Below are 22,111 nucleotides of genomic sequence, written 5' to 3' on the forward strand. Positions count from 1 at the left end.
ATAATATGGCTTTAATAAAAGAACTTCTCGGCAAAAGTCCACAAATCGGAGAAAATACTTTTTTAGCAGAAACCGCAACCATCATCGGCGATGTAACGATGGGGAAAGACTGCAGCATTTGGTACAATGCGGTGATCCGCGGCGATGTACATTTCATCAAAATGGGAAATAAGGTGAATGTGCAGGATAACGCAATGCTTCATTGTACTTATGAAAAATTTCCGCTCGTTATCGGTAATAGTGTTTCCATTGGGCACAACGCGATTGTTCATGGCTGCACTTTGCACGATAATGTACTGATCGGAATGGGATCCATTGTGATGGACGAATGTGTGGTCGAAAGCAATTCGATTGTTGGCGCTGGAAGTGTGGTTACACAGGGGACTCACATCAAATCCGGGGAAGTTTGGGGTGGAATTCCTGCAAAGAAAATCAAAGATATATCTGCCGAGTTGTTGGAAGGTGAAGTGGAGAGAATTGCCAATAATTATGTAAAATATTCATCGTGGTATAAAGAAGATTAAATTTTAGCCGAAACACCGTTTTAGAAATCAAGATTTCAGAACAAATTGCTGAGATGCTCGTTTTTGGTGCAGTTTTTGGAGTGCCAAAAGCAACCTTTAAAATAACAAAGATGAAGCTGAAACTTAAAGAATTGTGGCAAACGATGAAAGATACGTATAAGGATTTTTCGTCCCGAGATTTAGGTACCGATTCAGCTTCTCTGGCTTATAACGCTATATTTTCCATCCCCGGACTTTTAATTATCATCATCTGGGTTGCCGGAATTTTCTTTGGCGAAGAAGCTATTCGTGGTCAGGTGACGCGCCAAATCGATGGAATGATGGGGCGCGATGCTGCCAAAAGTGTGCAGGAAATGATTGTTAATGCGATGGTTGATAAGAAAAGCTTCTGGATGAAAGTCGTCGGGATTGCATCTTTGGTTTTCGGTTCTACCACTTTGTTTTTTCAGCTTCAAAAATCATTAAACAAGCTTTGGGATGTGGAGGCGACACCGAAAAAAGCCTGGCAAAAATATATTCTCGATCGGGCGAGTTCGCTCAGTATGATTCTCATCATTGGGTTTTTGCTTTTAATTACTTTTTTGCTTTCCACCCTAATCGGTTTGTTGAATAATTGGGTGATTTCACAATTCGGCTTGTCGACATTTGAACTGGTTTATGTAGCTAATATTGTCATTGGATTTATTGTGACGACGCTGCTTTTTGCGCTGATGTTCAAAGTTTTACCTGATGCTGAAATTCCATGGAAATCAGTGTGGTCGGGTGCGTTTTTCACCTCTCTACTTTTCACTTTAGGAAAATATTTGCTTACCTATTATTTTGAATCGTTTAAACCTACCTCCGCATTTGGAGGTGCAGGATCGGTGATTTTAATAATGATGTGGATCAATTATACTTGTCAACTGATTTTTATCGGTGCCATTTTTACCAAAGTGTACAGCAAAAGGAACGGACTTGAAATCAAGCCTTCCGCACATGCCAAATGGGCAATTACTCACCAAGATGCTGAAGTAACTTTAAGTCCTAATGTCCAAAAGACAATCATCATTGATTCAGATTCCAAAAAAATCCACGATTCCTCTATTTAAGTAGCTTTAAATTCCTCCGCTTCCGTATATGGGAACAGCTTTGTTGTCTTCACAGCGAATTCCGGTCGGTGGTTGCACCATTGCGCAATCCGACATCAAACCGTATTTTTTATTAAAAGCAGTACTCATGTTGGTATATTTTTGTATCATGGGTAGGATTTCATTTTCTACATTTTTATGATAGGTTAAATAAAAACCAGGTCCACCACAGGGTTTTGCACCAGCAGGAGCAATTCGCCAATCCGCCGGATCTGTGCAAGCGACACTTTTGGATAGGGAATCGATTTGCATACGCAATTCTTGCATCATCTCTTTGTCGTTTTCAGCTTCATTGATGGGTTTCAGGGTGATGTCTTTCGGCAAATTGTCCACCGATTGTTTTGTTTTGCAAGATGTCGTTGCCAATAAAGCGAACACCATTAAGGAATAAATTTTCATGTCAGAATTTTTTTTTGATTGTTTTTCTGAATCAAAAATAAGGCCTTTATTTTTTATTTAATTAATTTTGACTGATGAATGAATCTCTCTTCAATTTAGTTGAACATACTAACCGCAGTATATTTCTCACCGGGAAAGCCGGAACCGGGAAAACCACCTTCCTGAACGATTTTGTGAGTAAAACCCGCAAAAAATATATCGTGGTTGCGCCCACAGGAATTGCTGCAATCAATGCAGGTGGTGTGACGATTCATTCCATGTTTGGGCTGCCTTTGCGCACTTTCCTTCCCACCACGGATCGGGTCGATAGCAATATTGCCAATAATATCGCCGATTTGATGCACCATTTCAAATACCGAAAAGACAAGCTGAAACTCCTTCGCGAGATTGAAATCATTATAATCGATGAGGTTTCCATGTTGCGTGCCGATGTTTTGGATATGATGGATTTCTCTTTAAGATATATCAGAAGAAACCAACAGAAATTCGGAGGTGTTCAGATGCTTTTTATTGGAGATCTTTACCAACTTCCGCCGGTCGTTCGACATGAAAATGTGTTGAAACAATACTATAATTCCCCATTTTTCTTTGATAGTCTTGCGCTCAGTCAATTGCCTTTGATCACTTTGGAACTCACCACCGTGTATCGGCAGAAAGACGAAAAGTTTCTTGAAATTTTAAATGAAATTCGCGACGGAAAAATTGGCGATATCGATTTTGAAACTTTAAATAAAAGATATCTTCCGGATTTTGAACCGACCACCGAATCTTATGTTTATCTGACTTCGCACAACAAAATGGCGGACGAAATCAACCAGAAAAAACTGGCAGAACTTCCCGGAAAACCAAAAATTTATCAAGCAGAAATCATAGGCAATTTTAATGAAAACCAATATCCGAATGATGAAAAATTAGAGTTGAAAACCGGTGCGCAAATTATGTTTATCCGAAACGATGCGAGTGGCGAAAAGCGGTATTTCAACGGGAAATTGGCAGAAGTGGTTGGGGTTGATGAGCAGGAAGTCCGCGTCATCATCGATGGGGAAGATGGAATTTATACCCTCAAAAAAGAAACCTGGGAACAGAAAAAGTACTCTTTGGATGAAGACAAAAGCATTAAAGAAGAGGTTTTGGGAAGTTTCAAACAGTATCCCATTCGCTTGGCTTGGGCGGTCACCATTCATAAATCTCAAGGATTAACATTTGATCGACTCATCATCGATGCCGGAAAATCTTTTGCGTCGGGCCAGGTTTATGTCGCCCTGTCGCGTTGCCGAACTTTGGAAGGGATTGTTTTAAAGTCTAAAATCACGCCCGAAGTTATTTTCTCGGATCGCAGGGTTGCCAGATTTCAGGATGAAACCCACGCGAACAACCGGATTGAAGAAATTTTAAATACCGAAAAATACGATTACAGCATCCGCAAAATCATCAATCGTATTTCTTGTGGATGGATGATGCAAGATTTGGAAAAGTGGCATTACGCCGCAATTCAAAGCCGTGGATTGGATAAAGATAAAATAAAATTCCTGTACCAAGGCATCAAACCTGAAGCCGCAAAATTGGCAGATGTTTTCGGGAAATTTGAAAAGATCATTCAACAGAAAACCCGAAAATTTATTGAGGGAACCGAAGAATGGAACGAAATAGAAACCAAAGCAAAAGGGGCGGTGAATTTCTTTTTCACGAATGTAAATGCTAAAATTTTTGCTCCGTTGAAAGATTTTTATGCCGAAACAAAAGGCGTAAAAGGTTTAAAACAATACAATGAAGATTTCCGAGTATTTTTGGATGATTTGGAAGATTACTTAAATGATCTAAAGCAAGTTTATTTGTTGGAGACTCCGCTTTTCGATAAAGAAAATGAAGTGGAAGTGACGACCAAAATCGCCAAAGTTCCGTCTCATATTCTTACTTTTCAGCTTTTTGAAGAAGGAAAAACCATCCCCGAAATTGGTAAAGAAAGAGGTTTGGTCACCGAAACGATTTACGGCCATCTCGCAAAATTTGCAGAAAGGGGATTGCTCGATCTCACCAGAGTTTTCGATAAAGAGAAGATAAAACTTTTCGAAAAAGAATTCAAAAAAACAGCGACCACGAAACCTTAACAGAATGGAAAAAAGTACTTCCCAACGATTTTGAATTCAATGAAATTCGCTTGCTGCTCAATCATTTTAATCATAAAAAATCAGAAAAAAAATAATTGGTGTTTCTTGCAGATTTAGCTGATACTGAAAATTTATTTAGTAAGACAAGAATCAGCACAATCAGCACAATCAGCGAGATTTTTTTTAATCTTACATTAATTACCAGAATTAGTGAGAATGGTTACGCTTTCTTTCGGTTTTGAAATTGCTTAATCATCGTGTAGAAAACCAAAAATCCTAAAACAAAAATTGAAATTCTCGTCAGCAAATCGCCGGAGCGTGTGTAGAATGTCATTTTATCATAAAGATTCACTTTCGCAAACAATGCAGTTCTGTCACCGTACAGCGTATCCGCCATCACATCGCCTCTCGCGTTGATGTGGGCAGAAATTCCACTATTGGCTGCTCTCGCAATTTCCCGTCGGGTTTCTATCGCGCGGAGTTTGGCGTATGCCATCAGCTGTTGATGACCTTGTGTGACGCCCCACCAAGAATCGTTGGTCATGATGCCAAGAAAATTGGCTCCATTTTTCACATATTCCGTCACATACTCTCCGTAAATACTTTCGTAGCAAATGACAGGAGCAATTTTTCCTTTATTGAAAGGATTGCTGAAGACTTTCCTTTCTTTATCGATTCCGAGGGAAGCAATCGTGCCGCCGAGATTCAGCATGGCATCTCCGAGAATGGGCTTCAACACATGTATGTATGGGAAAATCTCGACGCCCGGTACCAATTTTCCTTTGTGGTAAACCTGCACTTTTTGGTTCGGAATGATTTGTACTGCAGAATTATAGCTGTCCACATACGTTCCGTCCGCGGTTTGATAAGCTGTTTCCGATTTTTTAGCGGGATCTTTATAAAATTGATGCGAAGAAATACCGGTAGTGAAAATGGATTTCGGATGTTGGGCGAGGAAGCTTTTCACCTTATTAAGCAAAGTGCTTTGCTCAAAACCGCTTTCGGAAATCGAACCATAACCGGGAATCGAAGTTTCCGGACCGATGTAATAATCAATGGGGTTGGCTTGATTGATCTTCGGAGAGTTTTCTTCGGCTAAAGTCAACAATTCATTTAAAATCGTTAAACTGTCTTTCGAATATTTCTCGTTATAAGGATCCAGGTCGGGTTGAAGCATTAAAACATTTACCGAGCCGATGGGTTTTTCATCGAAATTCTGATATTTCATCGTGGAAATCAGTATCGGAAGGGCGATTGCGGCAGCGAGAATTGCGGCGTTGATGACCAAGGATTTTCTTTTTCTTCCGGCTTCCCAAATTCTTAACGTATAAAATGCGTACACATTAATCAATAAAATCCAGAAACTTCCTCCTGTTGCTCCCAAGGTGTCGTACCATTGAATCAGTTTTGGGTAATCAGCAAAAACATTTCCCAGATTCAGCCAAGGCCAAGTGAGTTCCCAGCTGAGGTGGAATTTCTCGAAAGCCATCCATATCGCTACAAAAAATACCAAACCGAAATACGTTCCCTGAATTTTTTTGTACCAATGATAAAGTTGGAAAACTAAGGAATACAGCAACGAATTCACGACCACCGGAATCGCTACCGCCAAAATAGAATGACTGCCATCCGGGTTTTTGGAACCATAAAGCCAACCGGTGGTTACGATATTCCAAATCACAAAACATAAGTATGATAGCGCGAAAATGAGACTTCCTTTGTTTTTAACCTTCGAAAACTTCGAAATGTCGTGTTCCATGATTAAGAGAGGAACCAGAGCGAAAAAAATAAAAAACGGAATGCCGTAAGTAGGCCAGGAAATGCTCAAAAGCAGGGCAGAAAATAAAGAGAGTATGAGATATTTCATCGGACTTTTTTAAGCGTGATCGGTTTGTTGGATGGTGATTTTACCATCGCAAATTTACTGAAAATATTTGGGGATAATTACCGGATTGTGGGTTTGTAGATGATTGTTAACGATTTTTAAATTGCAGAAGGTCATAAAAAAAATAAAGCGGACCGAAGCCCGCTTTTATTGGTTGAATGCAAAAATTTCTGCCGCAATTTTTTAATATTGGTGTGCAAAAATTCAGAATTTCTTCTCAAACTCCACGCTTGCGCCGTTCATTTCACCTTTCATTGGCGGAGACGTTTTGGTGATTTTAATTTTAATAAAAGAAATCTGCGGAAATTTTTCGTGGATTTTTTTGATGATTCTTCCTGCGACATGCTCCAAAAGTTTGCTCGGAATCGCCATTTCATCATGAATGATCTCATTCAAATCGGCGTAACTGATGGTGTCATTCAAATCATCGGTTTCTGTGGCTCTCCAAAGGTCCGCATGGAATTCGGCATTGACCAAATAAGAAGTTCCAATGATATTTTCCTCCGGCAAAACACCGTGATACGCGTAGATTTTTATGTTTTCGAGGTAAATTTTCATTATTATGTACAAGTACGATTTTATTTGATCGTTTTACTCATTTCCAGCATCGCCTCGATTGGTTTCAAGGCCTTTAGGCGAAGCTCTTCATCGATTAAAATTTCCGGAAGTTCGTATTTCATGCACAGGTACAATTTCTCCATCGTATTGCGCTTCATGTAGAAGCATTCCGAGCAGTTGCAGCTTTCATCGAAAACCAAGGCGGGAATAAGTTCTTTTTGAGGTGCGCGCTTTTTCATTTCATGCAGGATTCCTTCTTCGGTGGCTACAATAAATTTTTGTGAATCATCCTTTTCCACAAAGTTCAATAGCGCCGAGGTAGAGCCGATGAAATGCGCCAGATCCAATACCGGAGTTTCAGATTCCGGGTGGGCAATGAGTTTAGCATCAGGGTTTTCGGCTAATTGTTGCGCAATTCTTTCCATCGAAAATGCTTCGTGGACGATGCAGCTTCCATCCCAAAGAATCATGTCGCGACCTGTTTTCTTAGAGAGATATCTACCTAAATTTTTATCCGGTGCGAAAATAATCGGGCGGTCTTTTGGCAAGGCTTCGATGATGGTTTCCGCATTGGAACTCGTTACAATGATGTCGGATTCTGCCTTGGTTTCCGCGTTACAGTTGATGTACGTCGCAATAAGTGCATCCGGATATTGCTCACGCATTTTGCGTAGCCCTTCACCGCTGCAACCATCTGCAAGGGAGCATCCGGCCTGAGTATCCGGTAAAACTACTTTTTTAGTCGGGTTCAGGATTTTTGCTGCTTCCGCCATGAAATGTACACCACAAAAGGCGATCATATCCGCATCGGTGTCCTTTGCTTGTCTGGCCAGTTGTAATGAATCTCCCAAGAAATCCGCAATATCCTGAATATCGGCTGGTTGGTAATAATGTGCGAGGATTACAGCGTTTTTCTCTTTTTTAAGGTCGAGAATCGCCTGTTTCAATTCCTCGCCTTGTGGAATTTTGATGTCTTCAATATTCAAAAAACCTCTTACCGGAAGGTTTGCTCTGGCTTTATCTAAAGTTTCTGTACTCATTGTAATGAATTTAATAAGGGTTAAAAATAGTAAATTTCATCGAAACGGATTATGAAATTTCGATTCCGAGGTGCGACAGCAATCCGGAAAGGTGGTGTTGCGAAAATTTGGCTTTTTGCAGAAAGTTGTTTTCCGGAATAATTCTGAAATTCAATGCTTCGGTGAAATCAGCTTTTTCGAGATGGGTTTGATCAAAAACGCTGCCCGAAAGGTCAGAATGTTTGAATGAACTTTCCATGAGATTTGCTTGGGTAAAATCGGTTTCATGAAGGATGCAATGATCGAAAACCGTTTTCCTAAGGTCTTTGTTAAAGAAAATGGAATGCGTAAGGTTGCAATTTTTATAATGGAAACGCAGACCGAAATCGTTTGCCGGCTCAAAATCGACACCAATTATTTTACAATTGTTGAAATGTACGTCCCGAAAGGCAGTTTTCTCGATGATGATCAAACTCAAATCGCAGTCATTAAACTCGCAGTTTGAAAATGAAATTCCGCTCAGTCTGCTTGCATAAAAAATGCAGTTCTCGAAAACACAATTCTCGTATTCACCAATTTCCAAAGGATTTTGGGTGAAATCTTTTTTACTGAAAGTTTCGTCGGAAAGTGTGTTCATTGATCAATTATTTTCTCCGTTTCTTTTATTTAAAATTTTTAATTAAAAACATTTCGGATTCGGACGGATAAAAGTATAACTAAATTCCTGAACGAAAAGTTCTGAAGAAATAATTCTTTGTGAAGACAAGTCTGCCTGGACCATTGTGTTTTTATCTTCGATATTTAAAATTTCGCCCATGGAAGGGTGCTCCGGCGCAACAAAATTATAAATTCCTGCCGGTTTATCAGAGTGGAGGAGTAGGTCTATCGAGGCTAAAATGTCTTCATAATGAATATAATTGACCAATTTTTCGGGGTGAGGAACCTTCTTGTTGTTAAAAAAGTTTTTCAGTGATCGCTCATCGCCCATCAACCCGCCAAGGCGTAGGATAATGGTTTGTGGATATTTTTCCAGTACTTTCATTTCGGAATTTAAAATATCTGCCCGTAAATGATCAGTGTCATTTTCGGTAAAAATTCTGTTTTGCTGAGGATAGATTCCCGTCGAGCTGAAGAGAATTGTTTTTGGAAAAACGTTGCTGATGCTTTCGAATCCTTGATGCCAACTGTTTTGGGAAATCGGCATGCTGAAAATGGCTATTTCCGCGTCATTCAGAAAATCAGTTTCGGAAACTTCATTGAAATCCAGCAAGTGTACTTCTGCAGCTACCGTTTTCAACTCCGTGATTTTATCGGGAGTAGTGGTGGTCACGATGACGTGGTGATTTCTTTCAGTAAGGTACTTGGCAAGTCTTTTTCCTACCCATCCGCCGCCGATAATGGCAATTTTCATTGGTGCAGAAAATTATTCAGGATCTGTTGCACCGAAGTTTTGGCTTCATCCAAATCACTGTTCACCACGATTTCATCAAACTGATCTTTAAAAGTCATTTCTTCGGATGCTTTTTCCACTCTTGTTCGGATGGTTTCCGCGTCATCAGTGGCTCTGGAAACCAGTCTGCGTTCCAGTTCTTCGATGGATGGTGGCATGATGAAAATCGAACGCGCCTGATCACCGAAATATTTTTTAAGGGAAATTCCACCCTGTACATCCACATCGAAAATTACCGTTTTGCCTTTGTTCCAGATGCGTTCCACTTCCGATTTCAGGGTTCCGTAATATTTGTCGGTATATACTTCTTCGTATTCCACGAAGGCATTTTCGGAAATTTTTTGTCTGAATTCATCGGGTGTGATGAAATAATAATCGATGCCGTTTTGTTCGGTGCCGCGTGGATTTCTGGTGGTACAGGAAACCGAAAAAGCCAGTTCCGGAAATTGTTCCAGGCAATGCTTTACCAAAGTGGTTTTGCCACTTCCTGAAGGAGCTGAAAAGATGATGACTTTGTTCATATTTGGCTAGTGGTTAATGGCTAATGGCTCTTTTATAAAACATTGAGCGTTTGTTCTTTGATTTTTTCGAGGTCGTCTTTCATCATCACTACCAGTTTTTGTATTTCGGCGTGGTTGGCTTTCGAACCTAAAGTATTGATTTCCCTGCCGATTTCCTGGCAAATAAACCCGAGTTTTTTTCCGTTGAAATCTTCATCCTGCATTACCTCTTGGTAGTATTTTAGGTGTTGCGCGAGTCTTACTTTCTCTTCCGAAATATCCAGCTTCTCGGTGAAATACGCCATTTCCTGGTAGAATCTGGTTTCGTCGATGGTGTCGAAATCCTTCAGGGTAGCACGGTATTTTTCTTTGATGATTTCTATGCGGATTCCTTCGTAGGGAACCACCATAGCAAGATTGTTTTCGATATTTTGGATATTGCGTTTCAATTCCTCCTGCAGATTCTGGCCCTCTGTTTTTCGGAAATTGTTGAATTTTTCCAATGCATTATGGAGCAATCCGTTGAGCAGCAGCCATTCGTTTTCATTCAGCTCATCCGGTCTTGTGGAAATGGCTTCGGGCATTCTGATGGCCATTTTTAAGTATTCGAAATCCGGACCATCGCCAGATATCATTCTCAATTCGTCCATATAGGACTTCACCAAATCATGATTAATGTTAACATCATTGGAGTCTGTCAGGGTTTCCAAATTAATATAGCAATCTACCTTTCCGCGCAGGATGTTGTCGTTGAGCAGCTTTCGGATTTCAAATTCTTTCTCTTTGTACCGTAAAGGCATTTTGATGCTCAGATCAAAAGATTTGCTGTTGAGGGATTTGATGTCGACGGTGATTTTTTTTCCTTCGAAAACGCCCTCGCTTCTTCCGAAGCCTGTCATGGATAAAATCATTGATTTGCTTTAGTGGGCAAAGATAAATATTTCCAAACTTTTTATCATTAAAAAAAAGAAGCGTAAAAAAATCGCAGAGTTCCGAAAAGATTATTTTATATCTTTGCATCTATCATTAAAGATTAAGTAATATGCTAAAATCGCTTTTCCACTGGAAAGTTCTTGTAAATATTCTTCTGGCAGCAGCTGTTTTCACAGGATTGGTTTGGCTTACCTTCCGTTGGTTGGAGATTCATACGAATCACGGCAAAGAAATCGCTGTACCCAATGTAGTGAATAAGTCGGTTCATGATGCGATCCGTATTCTGGATGATTCAGGATTGGATTATGAGGTAGATAGTGGTAAATTCGAACCAAAATACCGTCCGTTTCAGGTATTGCAAATTTATCCTTCGCCGGGTTCCCGCGTGAAAGATGGCAGAACCATTATCCTTAAAGTAAATCCTAAAACATTTGCCCAAGTTTCCGTTCCGGATGTGCTCGATCGATACAAAGGTTTGGCGTTCAGACAATTGGAGCAGGTTGGATTGAAAGTTGGTGATACTATTTTTGAACCAAGCATTCAGCGTGATGCGGTCATCAGAATGATGTTCAATGGCACCACTTTGAAACCCGGAACATTGTTGCCAAGATTTTCAACCATTGATTTGGTGATTGGAGCAGGACCGAAAAGAAATATTACCGTGCCGAATTTGGTAGGATTAACCGTTCAGGAAGCCAAAGCGATTATTGCTCAAAATCTGTTCGAAGTAGGATTGGTAGAGCATGAAGACGGCGGACAAGACGAATCCGATATCGTTTATTACCAAGATCCGGCTTCTTTCGATGTTCGGGATCAGGGGATGCAGATTGATATTTGGGCCAGTAAAAAAACACCGGCGCAAATGGGTGCTAAGATTAATCAATTGAACAGCATTTATCGTGTAAAAATTGATACCACGGTTCCTCCTGTTCGATATGACGAACCAGTTTATGTGGAACCTGCACCGAGAATTTCAGAACCTAAGAAATCAACGCCAAAAGCGGAAACTCCAAAAACGGAAGCGCCAAAGACAGAAACTCCTAAAACAAGTGCTGCGAAAACTACTACCGAAACTAAACCTAAAACAACGACCAGCAGTACTGCTCCGAAAACCACGACCACTACGGTAAAACCGGCTGAAAAACCCAAAGCCAAAAAGGTCATCGTTGAATAGTATTAGATAATCCGATAAATACCTAAAGCTTCAGCGAAAGTTGAAGCTTTTTTACACTCATGCGCGAAGAAAACGAAGAATTTTTAGACGAAGAATTGCTCAGTCAGGAATCCCCGGAAGCCGAGTCGGCGGGGCTGTACGAACACCTGAATATTAGCGTAGATAAAAAACAGGAACCGTTGCGGATTGATAAATTTCTTTTAATCTTCCGCCAAAACTCCTCACGAAACAAGATTTCCCAAACCTGCCGCGCCGGAAATGTGGTGGTAAATGGCGTTCCCGTCAAACAAAATTACCGCGTAAAACCCGGCGACCAGATTTCGGTATTGCTTGCTCATCCACGACGTGAAAATATTATCATTCCTCAGGATATTCCGGTTAATATTGTTTATGAAGACGATGATTTGGTGGTGGTAGATAAAGCCGCAGGAATGGTGGTTCACCCCGGACACGGCAATTATCACAGTACTTTGGTGAATGCCTTGGCTTTTCATTTTGAGAAAAATGGGTTAAAATCTGACCTCGATCGGGTAGGATTGGTGCACCGAATCGATAAAGATACTTCCGGATTGCTTGTTGTTGCTAAAAACGAATATGCACTGAGTTTTCTTGCCAAACAGTTTTTCGAAAGAACGACCAAAAGATTGTATTGGGCTTTTGTATGGGGAAATTTGGAAGAAGATCAGGGAACCATCACAGGACATATCGGAAGACACTTAAAAAATAGAATGCAGATGGCGGTTTTCGAAGACGGAAGTTACGGGAAGCATGCGGTGACCCATTATAAAGTCATCGAAAGATTTAAATACATGACCTGGGTAGAATGCAAACTCGAAACCGGAAGAACCCACCAGATTCGTGCACATTTCAAACATATCGGGCATACTTTATTTAATGATGAGCGCTATGAAGGACATCATATTTTAAAAGGAGTCAACCTTCCCAAATACAAACAGTTTGTGAAAAATGTCTTCGAAGTATTGCCGAGACACGCTTTGCATGCGCACACGCTCGGATTTATTCACCCGACGACCAAACAAGAAATGTACTTCGAAAGTCCGATGCCCGCCGATATGGAAGAGGCGATCGAAAAATGGAGACGTTATTTAGAAGCGTAACCCTCAAAAGTTTTTTATATTTGTACCCGTTAAAACCCATCATGATGAGGAAAATAGGAACTGCAATTTTCATTTTTCTTTCCTTTGTTTTTTATAAAGCCCAGGAAACCCTCCCTTTCTATCAGCAGTATTTGCTCGATGGCGACTTCCTTTTCAATCCTGCGCAGTACGGTAAAACGGATGATGTGGTGCTGAATTTGAACTATCAAAAACAGTTTTCCAACTTCGACGAGTCGCCCAATGTACAATCGATTGGAATTCATGCCAATATTTTCGACCGGGTAGGAGCCGGAATTTCATTTTTCAGAGACCAAAACGGACCGATTTCCTCGAACGGAATTGGTGCCGGAGCTTCTTATTTTATCCCAATTGATGACGATGGCGAACGCAAAAGCCAGTTTTCCTTCGGTACGAATGTGAATTTCTACAACATGCATATCGATTTGGCGAAACTCAATCCACAAGATCCCGGCGATCCTACTTTGAGTTCCGATACCAACAGTCTTTTTCTCGTGTATGCGAATTTAGGTATGGCAGTTACTTACCGCAATTTCTTTGGAGGGGTTTCGGTAAATGATATTGCACTGACCAACGATATTCCTATTGTCAACGGCATCGAACCGGAACCTACGAAGTTCAATTTCAATGCGGGCTACGATTTTTATTTGAATGAGCAATTCTTCGTTTCGCCTTCTGTATTGATGAATTTCAGTACCAATGCTTCCCGAATGACCGATTTGAATCTGATGGCTACGGTTTTGGGTGATACTAATTCATTCTCTGCGGGAGCCAGTTTCCGAACTTCAAAAAACCAATACGGAAACCAAAATCTCGGAATTTCTCCGATCATCAAAGCAAAACTGAACGGTTTTACCTTTGGCGCGACCTATAATTTCGGACTTTCAGATATTCAGCAATATGCAGGAAATAGTTTCATGCTTAGCGTGGGGTACAACATTGAAAACTTTATCAATACGAGAGGGTATAGGTATTAGGAGGTGATGCAAGTTAGGATGGAAGCGGGGAGATGGAAGCTGGAAGAATTTGGCAATTTGAAAATGAGTCAATTTGGAAATGGGGGAGGACGCAATAAGCTTTAAGCAATACGCAGTACGCTTTATGCAATTGTCAATTATAATGGTTCTTGCTGATTTTACAGATCTTTTCATACATTGTACATCGTACTTTTTACATTGTACATTTAAAATCTAGCATCTCGGTTCTTGCATCTTGATTCTTTTCTTTTTTTTTACCACAAAAGCGGCAAAAGTTTTTTTTCTTGTTTTTTAGTAGTGCAAAGACGCTTCGCTTTCAAAAGGGTTCTGCTCAATTGGCTAGATCGGCTAGATTTTTATTATTCTCTCTGATTTCCATAATGTGACTGAGTTTTTCATACTCCATCCTTCATCATCCATCGTACATTTAAAATCTAAAATCTAAAATCTAAAATCTAGAATCTAGCATCTCGGTTCTTGCATCTTGATTCTTTTCTTTTTTTTTACCACAAAAGCGGCAAAAGTTTTTTTTCTTGTTTTTTAGTAGTGCAAAGACGCTTCGCTTTCAAAAGGGTTCTGCTCAATTGGCTAGATCGGCTATATTTTTATTATTCTCGCTGATTTCCATGATGTGACTGAGTTTTTCATACATCATCCTTCATTATCCATCGTACATTTAAAATCTAAAATCTCGGCTCTTGCATCTTGACTCTTTTCTTTTAACCACAAAAGCAGCAAAAGTTTTTTTCTTGTTTTTTTTAGTGAAGCAGAGACGCTTCGCTTTCAAAAGGTTTCTGCTTAATTGACTTGATCGGCTAGATTTTTATTATTCTCGCTGATTTCCATGATGTGACTGAGTTTTTCATACATCATCCTTCATCATCCATCGTACATTTAAAATCTAAAATCTAAAATCTTGGTTCTTGCATCTTGGCCCTTTTCTTATTACTCTCGCTGATTTTGCGAATTCAGCGGATTTCTGTGATGTGACTGAGTTTTTCATACTCCATACTCCATACATCCTCCTTCATTCCCATCTTTTATAAATTGGGATATTTATCATGATCTTGATGGGTATTGAAAACAGAATAAATATAAACCAATTTTTCTTCTTCTTCAATGCTAAAAAATAGCATATAGGGAAATGACTCAAAAGGGAGAGCCCTTAAATTTTTATATCGAATTTGAAAGAAAGGATTGGTTTCTAAAGATTGATAGGCCTTTTCTAATTGTTGATCAAAAGACTGCAACACTGCAAAAGATATCTCGGAATAATACTCATAGATTTGGTTTATTTCTTCCTGTGCACGACCAAGAATAACCAGATTATAACTCATGTTTTTTGCGGATTTTTTTCAAAGCATCTCTTGCGGAAATGAAATCATTTTTATCCGATTTTAGTCTTTCATCGAGAAGGGTTTTCTGTTGATCGGAAAGCTCAAATGATTTTAAATATTCTTCGAAATGAAATTTTTTTTCCAACGCTTCCCATTCTTCAATAGGGATAAAAACTCCGGTCGGCTTTCCTTGTGAATCTTTGATGTATTGTAAGTTCATTTTTTCTTTTTTGAAGAAATAAAATTAAGCAGAATAATTGGGAAGAACAAATTCAATATTTGAGCAATGCATTCATTATCAAAAAAATATTGAGTACACTGTACGCAATACGCTTTATGCTAGGAGTGTTGGGGTGGTTGAGAATGCTTTAAGCAATAGGCAGTACGCTTTAAGCTTTATGCAAGGAGTTATAGATTTTTTTTACATCTTATATTTAAAATCTAAAATCTAAAATCTAGCATCTAGCATCTCGGTTCTTGCATCTTGGCTCTTTTCTTATTATTCTCGCTGATTTTGGGGATGGGGCGGATTTTTTTTAACGCAAAGGCGCTAAGAGAATTTTTATTGATGCGTGTGTTTAGGGTGCAAAGGCGCTTCGCTTAGCAAAGGGTGTGTGGATTTTTCATTTATAATCTAAAATCTAACCTCTAACCTCTAACCTCTCTTAAAAAAATAATTTTCTCTACCTTTGACGATCCGATAGCATAAAGCGTACTGCCTATTGCTTAAAGCATAAAAAACACTCAAAAACGTGCTCTACCTTCATATTCCTTTTTGCAAACAGAAATGCAGTTATTGCAATTTTCATTTTTCTACTTCACTGACGTTTAAAGATGAAATGCTTGCAGCCATTAAAAAAGAAATTTTCTTACGCAAAGACGAACTCCAATCCAAAACTTTAAAATCTCTGTATTTCGGTGGTGGAACGCCGTCTATCCTGAAAGTGGACGAACTGAATGCGTTCATGGATGAGGTGTTGAAGTATTTTGCATTTGATCCCGATATTGAAATCACCCTCGAAGCCAATCCCGACGATTTGGATGCGCAATTTCTAAAAGGATTGTCCCAATCTCCGGTGAACCGACTTTCGATTGGAACCCAAAGTTTTTTTGATGCAGATTTAAAGCTGATGAACCGTGCCCACAACACCGGACAAGCTGAGGATTCCATTAAAAGAGCACAGGATTTCAGTTTTGAAAACATCAGCATCGATTTGATTTACGGTTCCCCAACTTCGGATTTCGAGATTTGGAAAGAGAACCTCCGAAAAGTGATCGCGCTTTCTGTTCCTCATATTTCTTCTTATGCCCTTACTGTGGAACCCAAAACCGCTTTAAACCAATGGATTCAGCAAAGAAAAGTTGCGGCGCCGAAAGAGTCGGAGCAACATGCAGAATTTTCCTATATGGTGGATTTTTTGAAAGATCACGGCTTCGATCATTATGAAATCTCCAATTTCGGGAAACCCGGTTTTCATTCCCGGCACAATTCCGCCTACTGGAAATCCAAGGAATATCTCGGCATCGGACCTTCCGCACATTCTTTTAATGGTTGGAATGAAAGAAGTTGGAATATCGCCAATAACCGTCGCTATATCGATGCGTTGAATCAAAATACTTTAGCCAAGGAAAGTGAAATCCTCACTGAAAAAGAGCAGTTCAATGAAATGATGATGATTGGATTAAGAACCATGTGGGGCGTTGATTTGCAGCAAACGGAAGGTAAGTTCAGTGATTACCTTCAAGAAGAATTCCAAAAAAATATAGCTCCCAAACTCGAAACAGGAATTCTGATCATTGAAAATGGTCACCTGAAAATTCCCGAAAAACATTGGTTTTTGGCAGATGGCATCGCTTCTGATCTTTTTATTCTTTAAATTTGTCATTCTTTTTATTGAAATTTTAAGTGTTTGTCCAATTCCCACGCCGTGATGATGGAACAGAAAAAATCCTATACTTTCCTCGAAATCAAACAGAAAATGGTCAACTATTGTGTATACCAAGACCGATGTCATCAGGAAGTGGCGCAAAAAATGCATGATTTTCTACTGATTCCCAAAGCGAAAGAGGAAATTTTGCTTTATCTGATGCAGGAGAATTACCTCAATGAAGAGCGGTTTGCCCGAAGCTACATCCGCGGGAAGTTCAACATCAAATCCTGGGGACGCAACAAAATCCGCAACCACCTAAAGTTTAAGGGAGTTCCCGAGAAACTCATCAACCGTTGTTTCGATGAAATCGATGATTCCGATTACGAAAAAACCTTGAAAAAACTCTATGAATCCTATTTCTCGCGACAATCCGGAAAAGAATACCAAAAGAAATCCAAAACCATCAAATACTTAATGGGAAGGGGATTTGAGTATGAGGAGATTTTGCGCGTGGCAGATTTGGAAATTTGATAATTTGAAAATGTGTTAATTTGAAAATGAGAGCTCGCGGATATTGGGGATTTTGCTGATTTTTGAGAACGCAGTATGCCGTAGGCTTTACGCAATACGCTTTAGGTGGAGTGTTTGAGTACTGCGATCTACTCGTTCACAGGTTCACAGAATTTCTCTAGCTGATTCTGGGGAGTTCGCAGATTTGTTGCGAGTGATTGAGTTTTTGAGTAATTGAGTTTCCTACATCGTACTTTTTACATTGTACATTTAAAATCTATTATCTATTATCTTGGCTCTTGACTTTTGGCTCTCGCGGATATTGGGGATATTGCTTATTTTTGGGAACGCTGTATGCTGTAGGCTTTACGCAATACGCTTTAGGTAGGGTGTTGAGCACGCTGTATGCTTTAAGCAATAAGCTGGGAGTAATTGAACGGTTGAATTTTGAATCAATGGCGTCAACTCTCAACCATGAACTCTCAACTAAAATCTCTCATCTTGGTTCTTGGCTCTTTTCTTTTTTTACCACAAAGTCACAAAGAGCACCATGTTTCCATGATTGTGTTTTTACGACACTATGGTGAAAGTTAAAAGGTTAGAAGGTTAAGAGGTTAGAAAGTTGTAGCAGAGTTTTGAAAACCTTTTTAGCTCTAAAATCTATTATCTATTATCTCTCCATCTATCATCTTGAATTTTGGTTCTTGGCTCTGTCCCAAAAAACCACCCCGACCCTTCGTCTCCGACAAATGGCCACCCCTCCAGAGGAGGGGAATATCCCGTTGTTCTTAGGCGATCGGGAAAAGATAGAACGGTCATTTTTCTTTCCTCTTTCTTCTACAACAAAACCTCCAAATTACTCCCTAATAAACTAAAAAAACGCGAGTATTCCGCTCCTTTGGAGGGGTGGCATTACGGCAGAGCCGGAATGACGGGGTGCTTTGGTGAAGCTGTAGGCAATACGCTTTACGCAATAGGCTTGGAGTTCTTGAGTTTGCTACATTGTACATCGTACTTTTTACATTATACATCGTACAATTTATGATTTTACAGATTTAATTTCTAATCACTCTAGGCATAAAGCCTAAAGCCTAAAGCATAATGCTTATTGCTTTGAACATCCAAAATCTCTCATCTAGCAGATTTTTTGGTGTGATGGAGTACTGCATCAACCATATCCTCTTTGATAAACTCCCAATATTTGCCTTTCAGACAGATGGGATCGAAATCATCATCGGCAATTTCAAAATCAGTCAGATTGTTTAGAAGGAGTTTTTCGTCATGGGAATAGGGATAACGCTGTTGATGCAATGTCAACATGGAAGATATTTTGTACTGAGCAAGCAACTCGTGCAAATCCCAAAAATCCTTTTTGCGACCTCCCCGTTGTACTACATCCATTTTCATCGCTATGATTTCTTCTGTGGTTGCCATTCTTATTTCATCCGTTATTATAGCAGGCTGAATAAAAGAATCCGTGTAAAATACATCCAGTTTGACAGCGTGTTCTTTATCAGAGCCGATATAATAAGATTTACCTATTGAAGGGTCAAGGTTTGCAAAGTGATCATGAAATGAAAATGTTTTTTCAATCCATGCATCAATCCCCTTAAAATCGATAGCGCCATAAGGAGCATCACTAAACAAGTCGATATCTACGGATAATCGATGTCCTAATTGCAAACTTAACGCTGTGCCGCCCACCAAACGAAAAGACTCTAGTTCCGAAGACTCCATTAGCAACACCAAGGTGTCTTTTAAAACCTGACTGATGGTTTTGTAATGCATCATTCTTTTGAAGTTTTATTGAATCGGTTGACCGTGTATGGGCTTCTCTTGTTGGTTTCTTGCAACGCTTGCTTTACTTTTTCCTGTCCATAAAAACGAATTATCTCGGCTTTTTCATCTTCATTTCCTCGCTCGAAGACCCGTTGGATTACCGCACGATATTGTTGCATCCAATTGATATGTTCAATTTCGGTGTCCCAAAACAAAGCTTTACTCAAGATATTCAAATCCGGAGTGTTTTGGATTTCTTTTTCTTTAATTTTCTGAATGTCATAAAACGCTTGCAAGATCACCAAAGTTCCTTCTTCCAGTCCGAGTTGCCGTTCAATTTTCAATGCCAATGGGGTGCTGATGCCCCTTTTTCCTTTGGTAATTGCATTAAACGTTTGAGGGTGTTCCTCTAAAGCCAAAGCAAAAGGACGTTGCTTGATTGCACGTTTTTTTAGCTCCCTTTCAAGGACAATCCCAGGATGGATCCCTTTGTATTTTTCATGTAGTTTCATCACGATACAAATGTAAACATTTTTGTTTATATCTATGTCGATTGTTATGTGAAGTGGTGTTGAGCACGCTGTACGCAATATGCTTTAAGCAATAAGCTGGGAGTAATTGAACGGTTGAGTTTTGAATCAATGGCGTCAACTCTCAACCATGAACTCTCAACTAAAATCTCTCATCTTGGTTCTTGGTTCTTTTCTTTTTTTACCACAAAGTCACAAAGAGCACCATGTTTCCATGATTGTGTTTTTACGACACTATGGTGAAAGTTAAAAGGTTAGAAGGTTAAGAGGTTAGAAAGTTGTAGCAGAGTTTTGAAAACCTTTAGCTCTAAAATCTATTATCTATTATCTCTCCATATATCATCTTGAATCTTGGTTCTTGGCTCTGTCCCAAAAAACCACCCCGACCCTTCGTCTCCGACAAAGGCCCACCCCTTCGGAGGAGGGGAATATCCCGTTGTTCTTAGAAGATGGGGAAAGTTAAAAGGTTAGAAGGTTAAGAGGTTACAAGGTTGTGATTAAGTTTTTGAGTTTTTGAGTTCTTGAGTTTGCTACATTGTACATCGTCCTTTTTACATTATACAGTGTACAATTAATGATTTTACAAATTTACTTTCTAATCACTCTAAGCCTAAAGCCTAAAGCGTATTGCCTTGAATAAATCTATCATCTATCCGTCTCTTATCTATCATCTATCGTCTCGGTTCTTGAATCTCGCCTCTCGAATCTAACCCCCTCTCCATTACAAATTAATACTTATATTTGTTCCTCAAAAAACCTTATTGAAAAAAAGAGGAATATTTTGCAGTAAGACCTGCTTTTTTAGGCGTTTGCAGCAGTATTCCAAACATAAAGATCACCGATGAAACATCAGATTGCTATTATAGGATTGGGGTATGTTGGACTTCCCTTAGCGCGACTTTTTGCAACAAAATACCCAGTGGTCGGTTTTGATATTAATCAGCAAAGAATTGCCGAACTTAATGACGGTAAAGATCTAACCCTCGAGGTGGAAGAAGATTTGCTGAACGCAGTGCTGGTTTCAGAGAATCCAGTGGTTTCGAGAGCCTCAGTTAATGCTGCTTCAACCATACCTCCCAATCACTCCCAAACCGGACTTTACTGTACCCACCAACTCAGCGATATTGCGGAGGCGAATATTTATATCATCACTGTTCCTACTCCTGTGGACAAACACAACCGTCCGAATCTTGATCCTTTATACAAGGCCTCAGAAATGGTAGGGGGATTGCTCAAGAAAGGGGATATCGTGGTCTATGAATCTACGGTATATCCGGGAGTGACAGAAGAAGAATGTGTGCCGGTGCTGGAAAAAGCTTCCGGAATGCAGTTCAATCAGGATTTCTTTTGTGGGTACTCTCCTGAGCGGATCAATCCCGGAGACAAGGAAAGAACGGTGGAAAAAATCAGGAAAGTAACCTCGGGATCCACTCATGAGATTGGGAAGTTGGTGGATGAACTTTACGGAAGTGTGATTGCTGCAGGAACCTATTTGGCTTCTAGTATGAAAGTAGCAGAAGCCTCGAAAGTGATTGAAAATGCACAACGCGATATCAATATTGCTTTTGTTAATGAATTGTCCAAAATATTTGCATTGATGGATTTGAGTACCCAAGAAGTACTCGCTGCTGCAGGAACGAAATGGAACTTTCTGCCTTTCAAACCCGGATTGGTGGGAGGACATTGCATTGGCGTAGACCCTTTTTATCTTGCACAAAAAGCGCAGGATGTGGGTTATTATTCAGAACTCATCCTCACAGCAAGAAGAGTGAATGATTCAATGGGCGCATTTGTTGCTGGTCAGGTCATCAAAGCGATGATTGATAAAGATATTCGGATCAAAGGTGCGGAAGTATTGATGTTGGGAATTACTTTTAAAGAAAACTGTGGCGACATCCGCAATACCAAAATCGTGGATGTAGTTGCTGCGTTGAAAGATTATGGCATTAAAGTCACCATTTATGATCCATGGGCAAAACCTGAAGAAGTTCTTCACGAGTACGGCTTAGAATGCCTCAACCAACTCCCATCTTATCATTCCGAGCAAAGCGAGGAATCTACTTCCATCGCCCATCTTCCCTCTTCCAACTCCCATCTTCCATCTTGTCATTCCGAGCGAAGCGAGGAATCTCCTCTCAACTCTCAACCCTCAACCCTCAACCTCTTCGACGCTATCGTCCTAGGAGTTGCCCATCAAGAGTTTCTAAACCTTGACCTTAACCCTTATCTCAAAGAAAATGCGGTGGTCTATGATGTCAAAGGCATCTTGCCCCATGCAGACGCAAAATTATAAT

General features: G+C 39.8%; 20 protein-coding genes and 1 pseudogene. 9 read left to right on the forward strand and 12 right to left on the reverse strand.

Annotated features, from left to right (window positions below; translation table 11 throughout):
• Window positions 1-5: 5 nt before the first annotated feature.
• Both AP75_RS06815 and AP75_RS06820 read left to right on the forward strand, forming a co-directional pair.
• The gene (locus AP75_RS06815) at window positions 6-524 is read left to right on the forward strand and encodes a gamma carbonic anhydrase family protein (protein ID WP_031501401.1); all 519 of its coding nucleotides are present in this window, start codon (window positions 6-8) and stop codon (window positions 522-524) included.
• A 110-nt stretch (window positions 525-634) separates the two neighbouring features.
• Window positions 635-1,612, forward strand: a complete 978-nt coding sequence (locus AP75_RS06820; protein WP_051872477.1) for a YihY/virulence factor BrkB family protein — start codon at window positions 635-637, stop codon at window positions 1,610-1,612.
• A gap of 6 nt (window positions 1,613-1,618) precedes the next feature.
• Here the strand turns inward: AP75_RS06820 and AP75_RS06825 are convergent, their stop codons facing one another.
• A complete protein-coding gene (locus AP75_RS06825; protein WP_031501403.1) occupies window positions 1,619-2,050 on the reverse strand; it encodes a hypothetical protein in 432 nt (143 codons plus the stop codon).
• Between the two features lie 74 nt (window positions 2,051-2,124).
• Between AP75_RS06825 and AP75_RS06830 the strand changes: the two are divergent.
• Window positions 2,125-4,253 (forward strand): annotated as a pseudogene (locus AP75_RS06830) (helix-turn-helix domain-containing protein).
• A gap of 125 nt (window positions 4,254-4,378) precedes the next feature.
• Here AP75_RS06830 and lnt read toward each other — a convergent pair.
• The 7 genes from lnt to AP75_RS06865 form a co-directional block, all read right to left on the reverse strand.
• A complete protein-coding gene (gene lnt / locus AP75_RS06835) occupies window positions 4,379-6,025 on the reverse strand; it encodes an apolipoprotein N-acyltransferase (RefSeq protein ID WP_031501404.1) in 1,647 nt (548 codons plus the stop codon).
• 222 nt (window positions 6,026-6,247) lie between these two features.
• Complete coding sequence (gene folB / locus AP75_RS06840; RefSeq protein WP_031501405.1) at window positions 6,248-6,607, reverse strand: dihydroneopterin aldolase; 360 nt, start codon at window positions 6,605-6,607, stop codon at window positions 6,248-6,250.
• Between the two features lie 14 nt (window positions 6,608-6,621).
• Window positions 6,622-7,641: a quinolinate synthase NadA gene (gene nadA, locus AP75_RS06845; protein ID WP_031501406.1), complete on the reverse strand. Its 1,020-nt coding sequence runs from the start codon at window positions 7,639-7,641 to the stop codon at window positions 6,622-6,624.
• Window positions 7,642-7,690: 49 nt separating this feature from the next.
• Entirely contained in the window at window positions 7,691-8,257 is a 567-nt protein-coding gene (locus AP75_RS06850; protein WP_031501407.1) for a pentapeptide repeat-containing protein, read from the reverse strand.
• Window positions 8,258-8,299: 42 nt separating this feature from the next.
• Window positions 8,300-9,031 carry an NAD(P)-binding domain-containing protein gene (locus tag AP75_RS06855; RefSeq protein ID WP_051872476.1) on the reverse strand — a complete coding sequence of 244 codons (732 nt, stop codon included), beginning with the start codon at window positions 9,029-9,031 and terminating at the stop codon, window positions 8,300-8,302.
• On the reverse strand, window positions 9,028-9,591 hold the full coding sequence (gmk, locus tag AP75_RS06860; RefSeq protein WP_088263961.1) for a guanylate kinase: 564 nt from the start codon (window positions 9,589-9,591) through the stop codon (window positions 9,028-9,030). Before gmk ends, AP75_RS06855 begins: the two co-directional genes overlap by 4 nt.
• Before the next feature lie 32 nt (window positions 9,592-9,623).
• Window positions 9,624-10,481: a YicC/YloC family endoribonuclease gene (locus tag AP75_RS06865; RefSeq protein WP_031501409.1), complete on the reverse strand. Its 858-nt coding sequence runs from the start codon at window positions 10,479-10,481 to the stop codon at window positions 9,624-9,626.
• 131 nt (window positions 10,482-10,612) lie between these two features.
• On the opposite strand from AP75_RS06865, the gene AP75_RS06870 reads away from it, so the two are divergent.
• Genes AP75_RS06870 through AP75_RS06880 form a run of 3 tightly spaced genes read left to right on the forward strand, consistent with a single transcriptional unit; the run spans window position 10,613 to window position 13,790 of the window.
• On the forward strand, window positions 10,613-11,677 hold the full coding sequence (locus tag AP75_RS06870) for a PASTA domain-containing protein (protein WP_031501410.1): 1,065 nt from the start codon (window positions 10,613-10,615) through the stop codon (window positions 11,675-11,677).
• A gap of 59 nt (window positions 11,678-11,736) precedes the next feature.
• Window positions 11,737-12,795 carry an RluA family pseudouridine synthase gene (locus tag AP75_RS06875; RefSeq protein ID WP_031501411.1) on the forward strand — a complete coding sequence of 353 codons (1,059 nt, stop codon included), beginning with the start codon at window positions 11,737-11,739 and terminating at the stop codon, window positions 12,793-12,795.
• 41 nt (window positions 12,796-12,836) lie between these two features.
• Window positions 12,837-13,790, forward strand: coding sequence for a PorP/SprF family type IX secretion system membrane protein (locus AP75_RS06880; RefSeq protein WP_031501412.1), 954 nt, complete (start codon window positions 12,837-12,839; stop codon window positions 13,788-13,790).
• Between the two features lie 1,040 nt (window positions 13,791-14,830).
• On the opposite strand, the gene AP75_RS06885 is transcribed toward AP75_RS06880, so the two are convergent.
• The gene (locus tag AP75_RS06885) at window positions 14,831-15,127 is read right to left on the reverse strand and encodes a type II toxin-antitoxin system RelE/ParE family toxin (protein ID WP_031504519.1); all 297 of its coding nucleotides are present in this window, start codon (window positions 15,125-15,127) and stop codon (window positions 14,831-14,833) included.
• Window positions 15,117-15,347 carry a hypothetical protein gene (locus AP75_RS06890; RefSeq protein WP_034767767.1) on the reverse strand — a complete coding sequence of 77 codons (231 nt, stop codon included), beginning with the start codon at window positions 15,345-15,347 and terminating at the stop codon, window positions 15,117-15,119. Before AP75_RS06890 ends, AP75_RS06885 begins: the two co-directional genes overlap by 11 nt.
• Before the next feature lie 532 nt (window positions 15,348-15,879).
• Here AP75_RS06890 and hemW point away from each other — a divergent pair.
• Both hemW and AP75_RS06900 read left to right on the forward strand, forming a co-directional pair.
• On the forward strand, window positions 15,880-17,004 hold the full coding sequence (hemW, locus tag AP75_RS06895) for a radical SAM family heme chaperone HemW (RefSeq protein ID WP_088263962.1): 1,125 nt from the start codon (window positions 15,880-15,882) through the stop codon (window positions 17,002-17,004).
• Between the two features lie 54 nt (window positions 17,005-17,058).
• Entirely contained in the window at window positions 17,059-17,529 is a 471-nt protein-coding gene (locus AP75_RS06900) for a regulatory protein RecX (RefSeq protein ID WP_031501415.1), read from the forward strand.
• Between the two features lie 1,110 nt (window positions 17,530-18,639).
• Here the strand turns inward: AP75_RS06900 and AP75_RS06905 are convergent.
• Window positions 18,640-19,299 (reverse strand): nucleotidyl transferase AbiEii/AbiGii toxin family protein, encoded by a 660-nt coding sequence (locus AP75_RS06905; protein WP_088263964.1) that lies wholly within the window; start codon window positions 19,297-19,299, stop codon window positions 18,640-18,642.
• Window positions 19,296-19,799 carry a helix-turn-helix transcriptional regulator gene (locus AP75_RS06910; protein WP_242589782.1) on the reverse strand — a complete coding sequence of 168 codons (504 nt, stop codon included), beginning with the start codon at window positions 19,797-19,799 and terminating at the stop codon, window positions 19,296-19,298. Before AP75_RS06910 ends, AP75_RS06905 begins: the two co-directional genes overlap by 4 nt.
• Before the next feature lie 859 nt (window positions 19,800-20,658).
• Here AP75_RS06910 and AP75_RS06915 point away from each other — a divergent pair.
• Window positions 20,659-22,110 (forward strand): nucleotide sugar dehydrogenase, encoded by a 1,452-nt coding sequence (locus AP75_RS06915; protein ID WP_088263968.1) that lies wholly within the window; start codon window positions 20,659-20,661, stop codon window positions 22,108-22,110.
• The last annotated feature ends 1 nt before the right edge of the window (window position 22,111 follow it).

The organism is Kaistella haifensis DSM 19056 (assembly GCF_000735695.2).
Classification (GTDB): domain Bacteria; phylum Bacteroidota; class Bacteroidia; order Flavobacteriales; family Weeksellaceae; genus Kaistella; species Kaistella haifensis.

Coding starts and splice junctions, on each gene's coding strand:
- AP75_RS06875 (WP_031501411.1), top strand. CDS start 11,737: ATGCGCGAAGAAAACGAAGAATTTTTAGACGAAGAATTGCTCAGTCAG.
- AP75_RS06905 (WP_088263964.1), bottom strand. CDS start 19,299: ATGATGCATTACAAAACCATCAGTCAGGTTTTAAAAGACACCTTGGTG.
- AP75_RS06880 (WP_031501412.1), top strand. CDS start 12,837: ATGATGAGGAAAATAGGAACTGCAATTTTCATTTTTCTTTCCTTTGTT.
- nadA (WP_031501406.1), bottom strand. CDS start 7,641: ATGAGTACAGAAACTTTAGATAAAGCCAGAGCAAACCTTCCGGTAAGA.
- gmk (WP_088263961.1), bottom strand. CDS start 9,591: ATGAACAAAGTCATCATCTTTTCAGCTCCTTCAGGAAGTGGCAAAACC.
- AP75_RS06885 (WP_031504519.1), bottom strand. CDS start 15,127: ATGAGTTATAATCTGGTTATTCTTGGTCGTGCACAGGAAGAAATAAAC.
- AP75_RS06850 (WP_031501407.1), bottom strand. CDS start 8,257: ATGAACACACTTTCCGACGAAACTTTCAGTAAAAAAGATTTCACCCAA.
- lnt (WP_031501404.1), bottom strand. CDS start 6,025: ATGAAATATCTCATACTCTCTTTATTTTCTGCCCTGCTTTTGAGCATT.
- AP75_RS06870 (WP_031501410.1), top strand. CDS start 10,613: ATGCTAAAATCGCTTTTCCACTGGAAAGTTCTTGTAAATATTCTTCTG.
- AP75_RS06815 (WP_031501401.1), top strand. CDS start 6: ATGGCTTTAATAAAAGAACTTCTCGGCAAAAGTCCACAAATCGGAGAA.
- AP75_RS06825 (WP_031501403.1), bottom strand. CDS start 2,050: ATGAAAATTTATTCCTTAATGGTGTTCGCTTTATTGGCAACGACATCT.
- AP75_RS06900 (WP_031501415.1), top strand. CDS start 17,059: ATGATGGAACAGAAAAAATCCTATACTTTCCTCGAAATCAAACAGAAA.
- AP75_RS06865 (WP_031501409.1), bottom strand. CDS start 10,481: ATGATTTTATCCATGACAGGCTTCGGAAGAAGCGAGGGCGTTTTCGAA.
- AP75_RS06910 (WP_242589782.1), bottom strand. CDS start 19,799: ATGAAACTACATGAAAAATACAAAGGGATCCATCCTGGGATTGTCCTT.
- AP75_RS06915 (WP_088263968.1), top strand. CDS start 20,659: ATGAAACATCAGATTGCTATTATAGGATTGGGGTATGTTGGACTTCCC.
- AP75_RS06855 (WP_051872476.1), bottom strand. CDS start 9,031: ATGAAAATTGCCATTATCGGCGGCGGATGGGTAGGAAAAAGACTTGCC.
- AP75_RS06820 (WP_051872477.1), top strand. CDS start 635: ATGAAGCTGAAACTTAAAGAATTGTGGCAAACGATGAAAGATACGTAT.
- AP75_RS06890 (WP_034767767.1), bottom strand. CDS start 15,347: ATGAACTTACAATACATCAAAGATTCACAAGGAAAGCCGACCGGAGTT.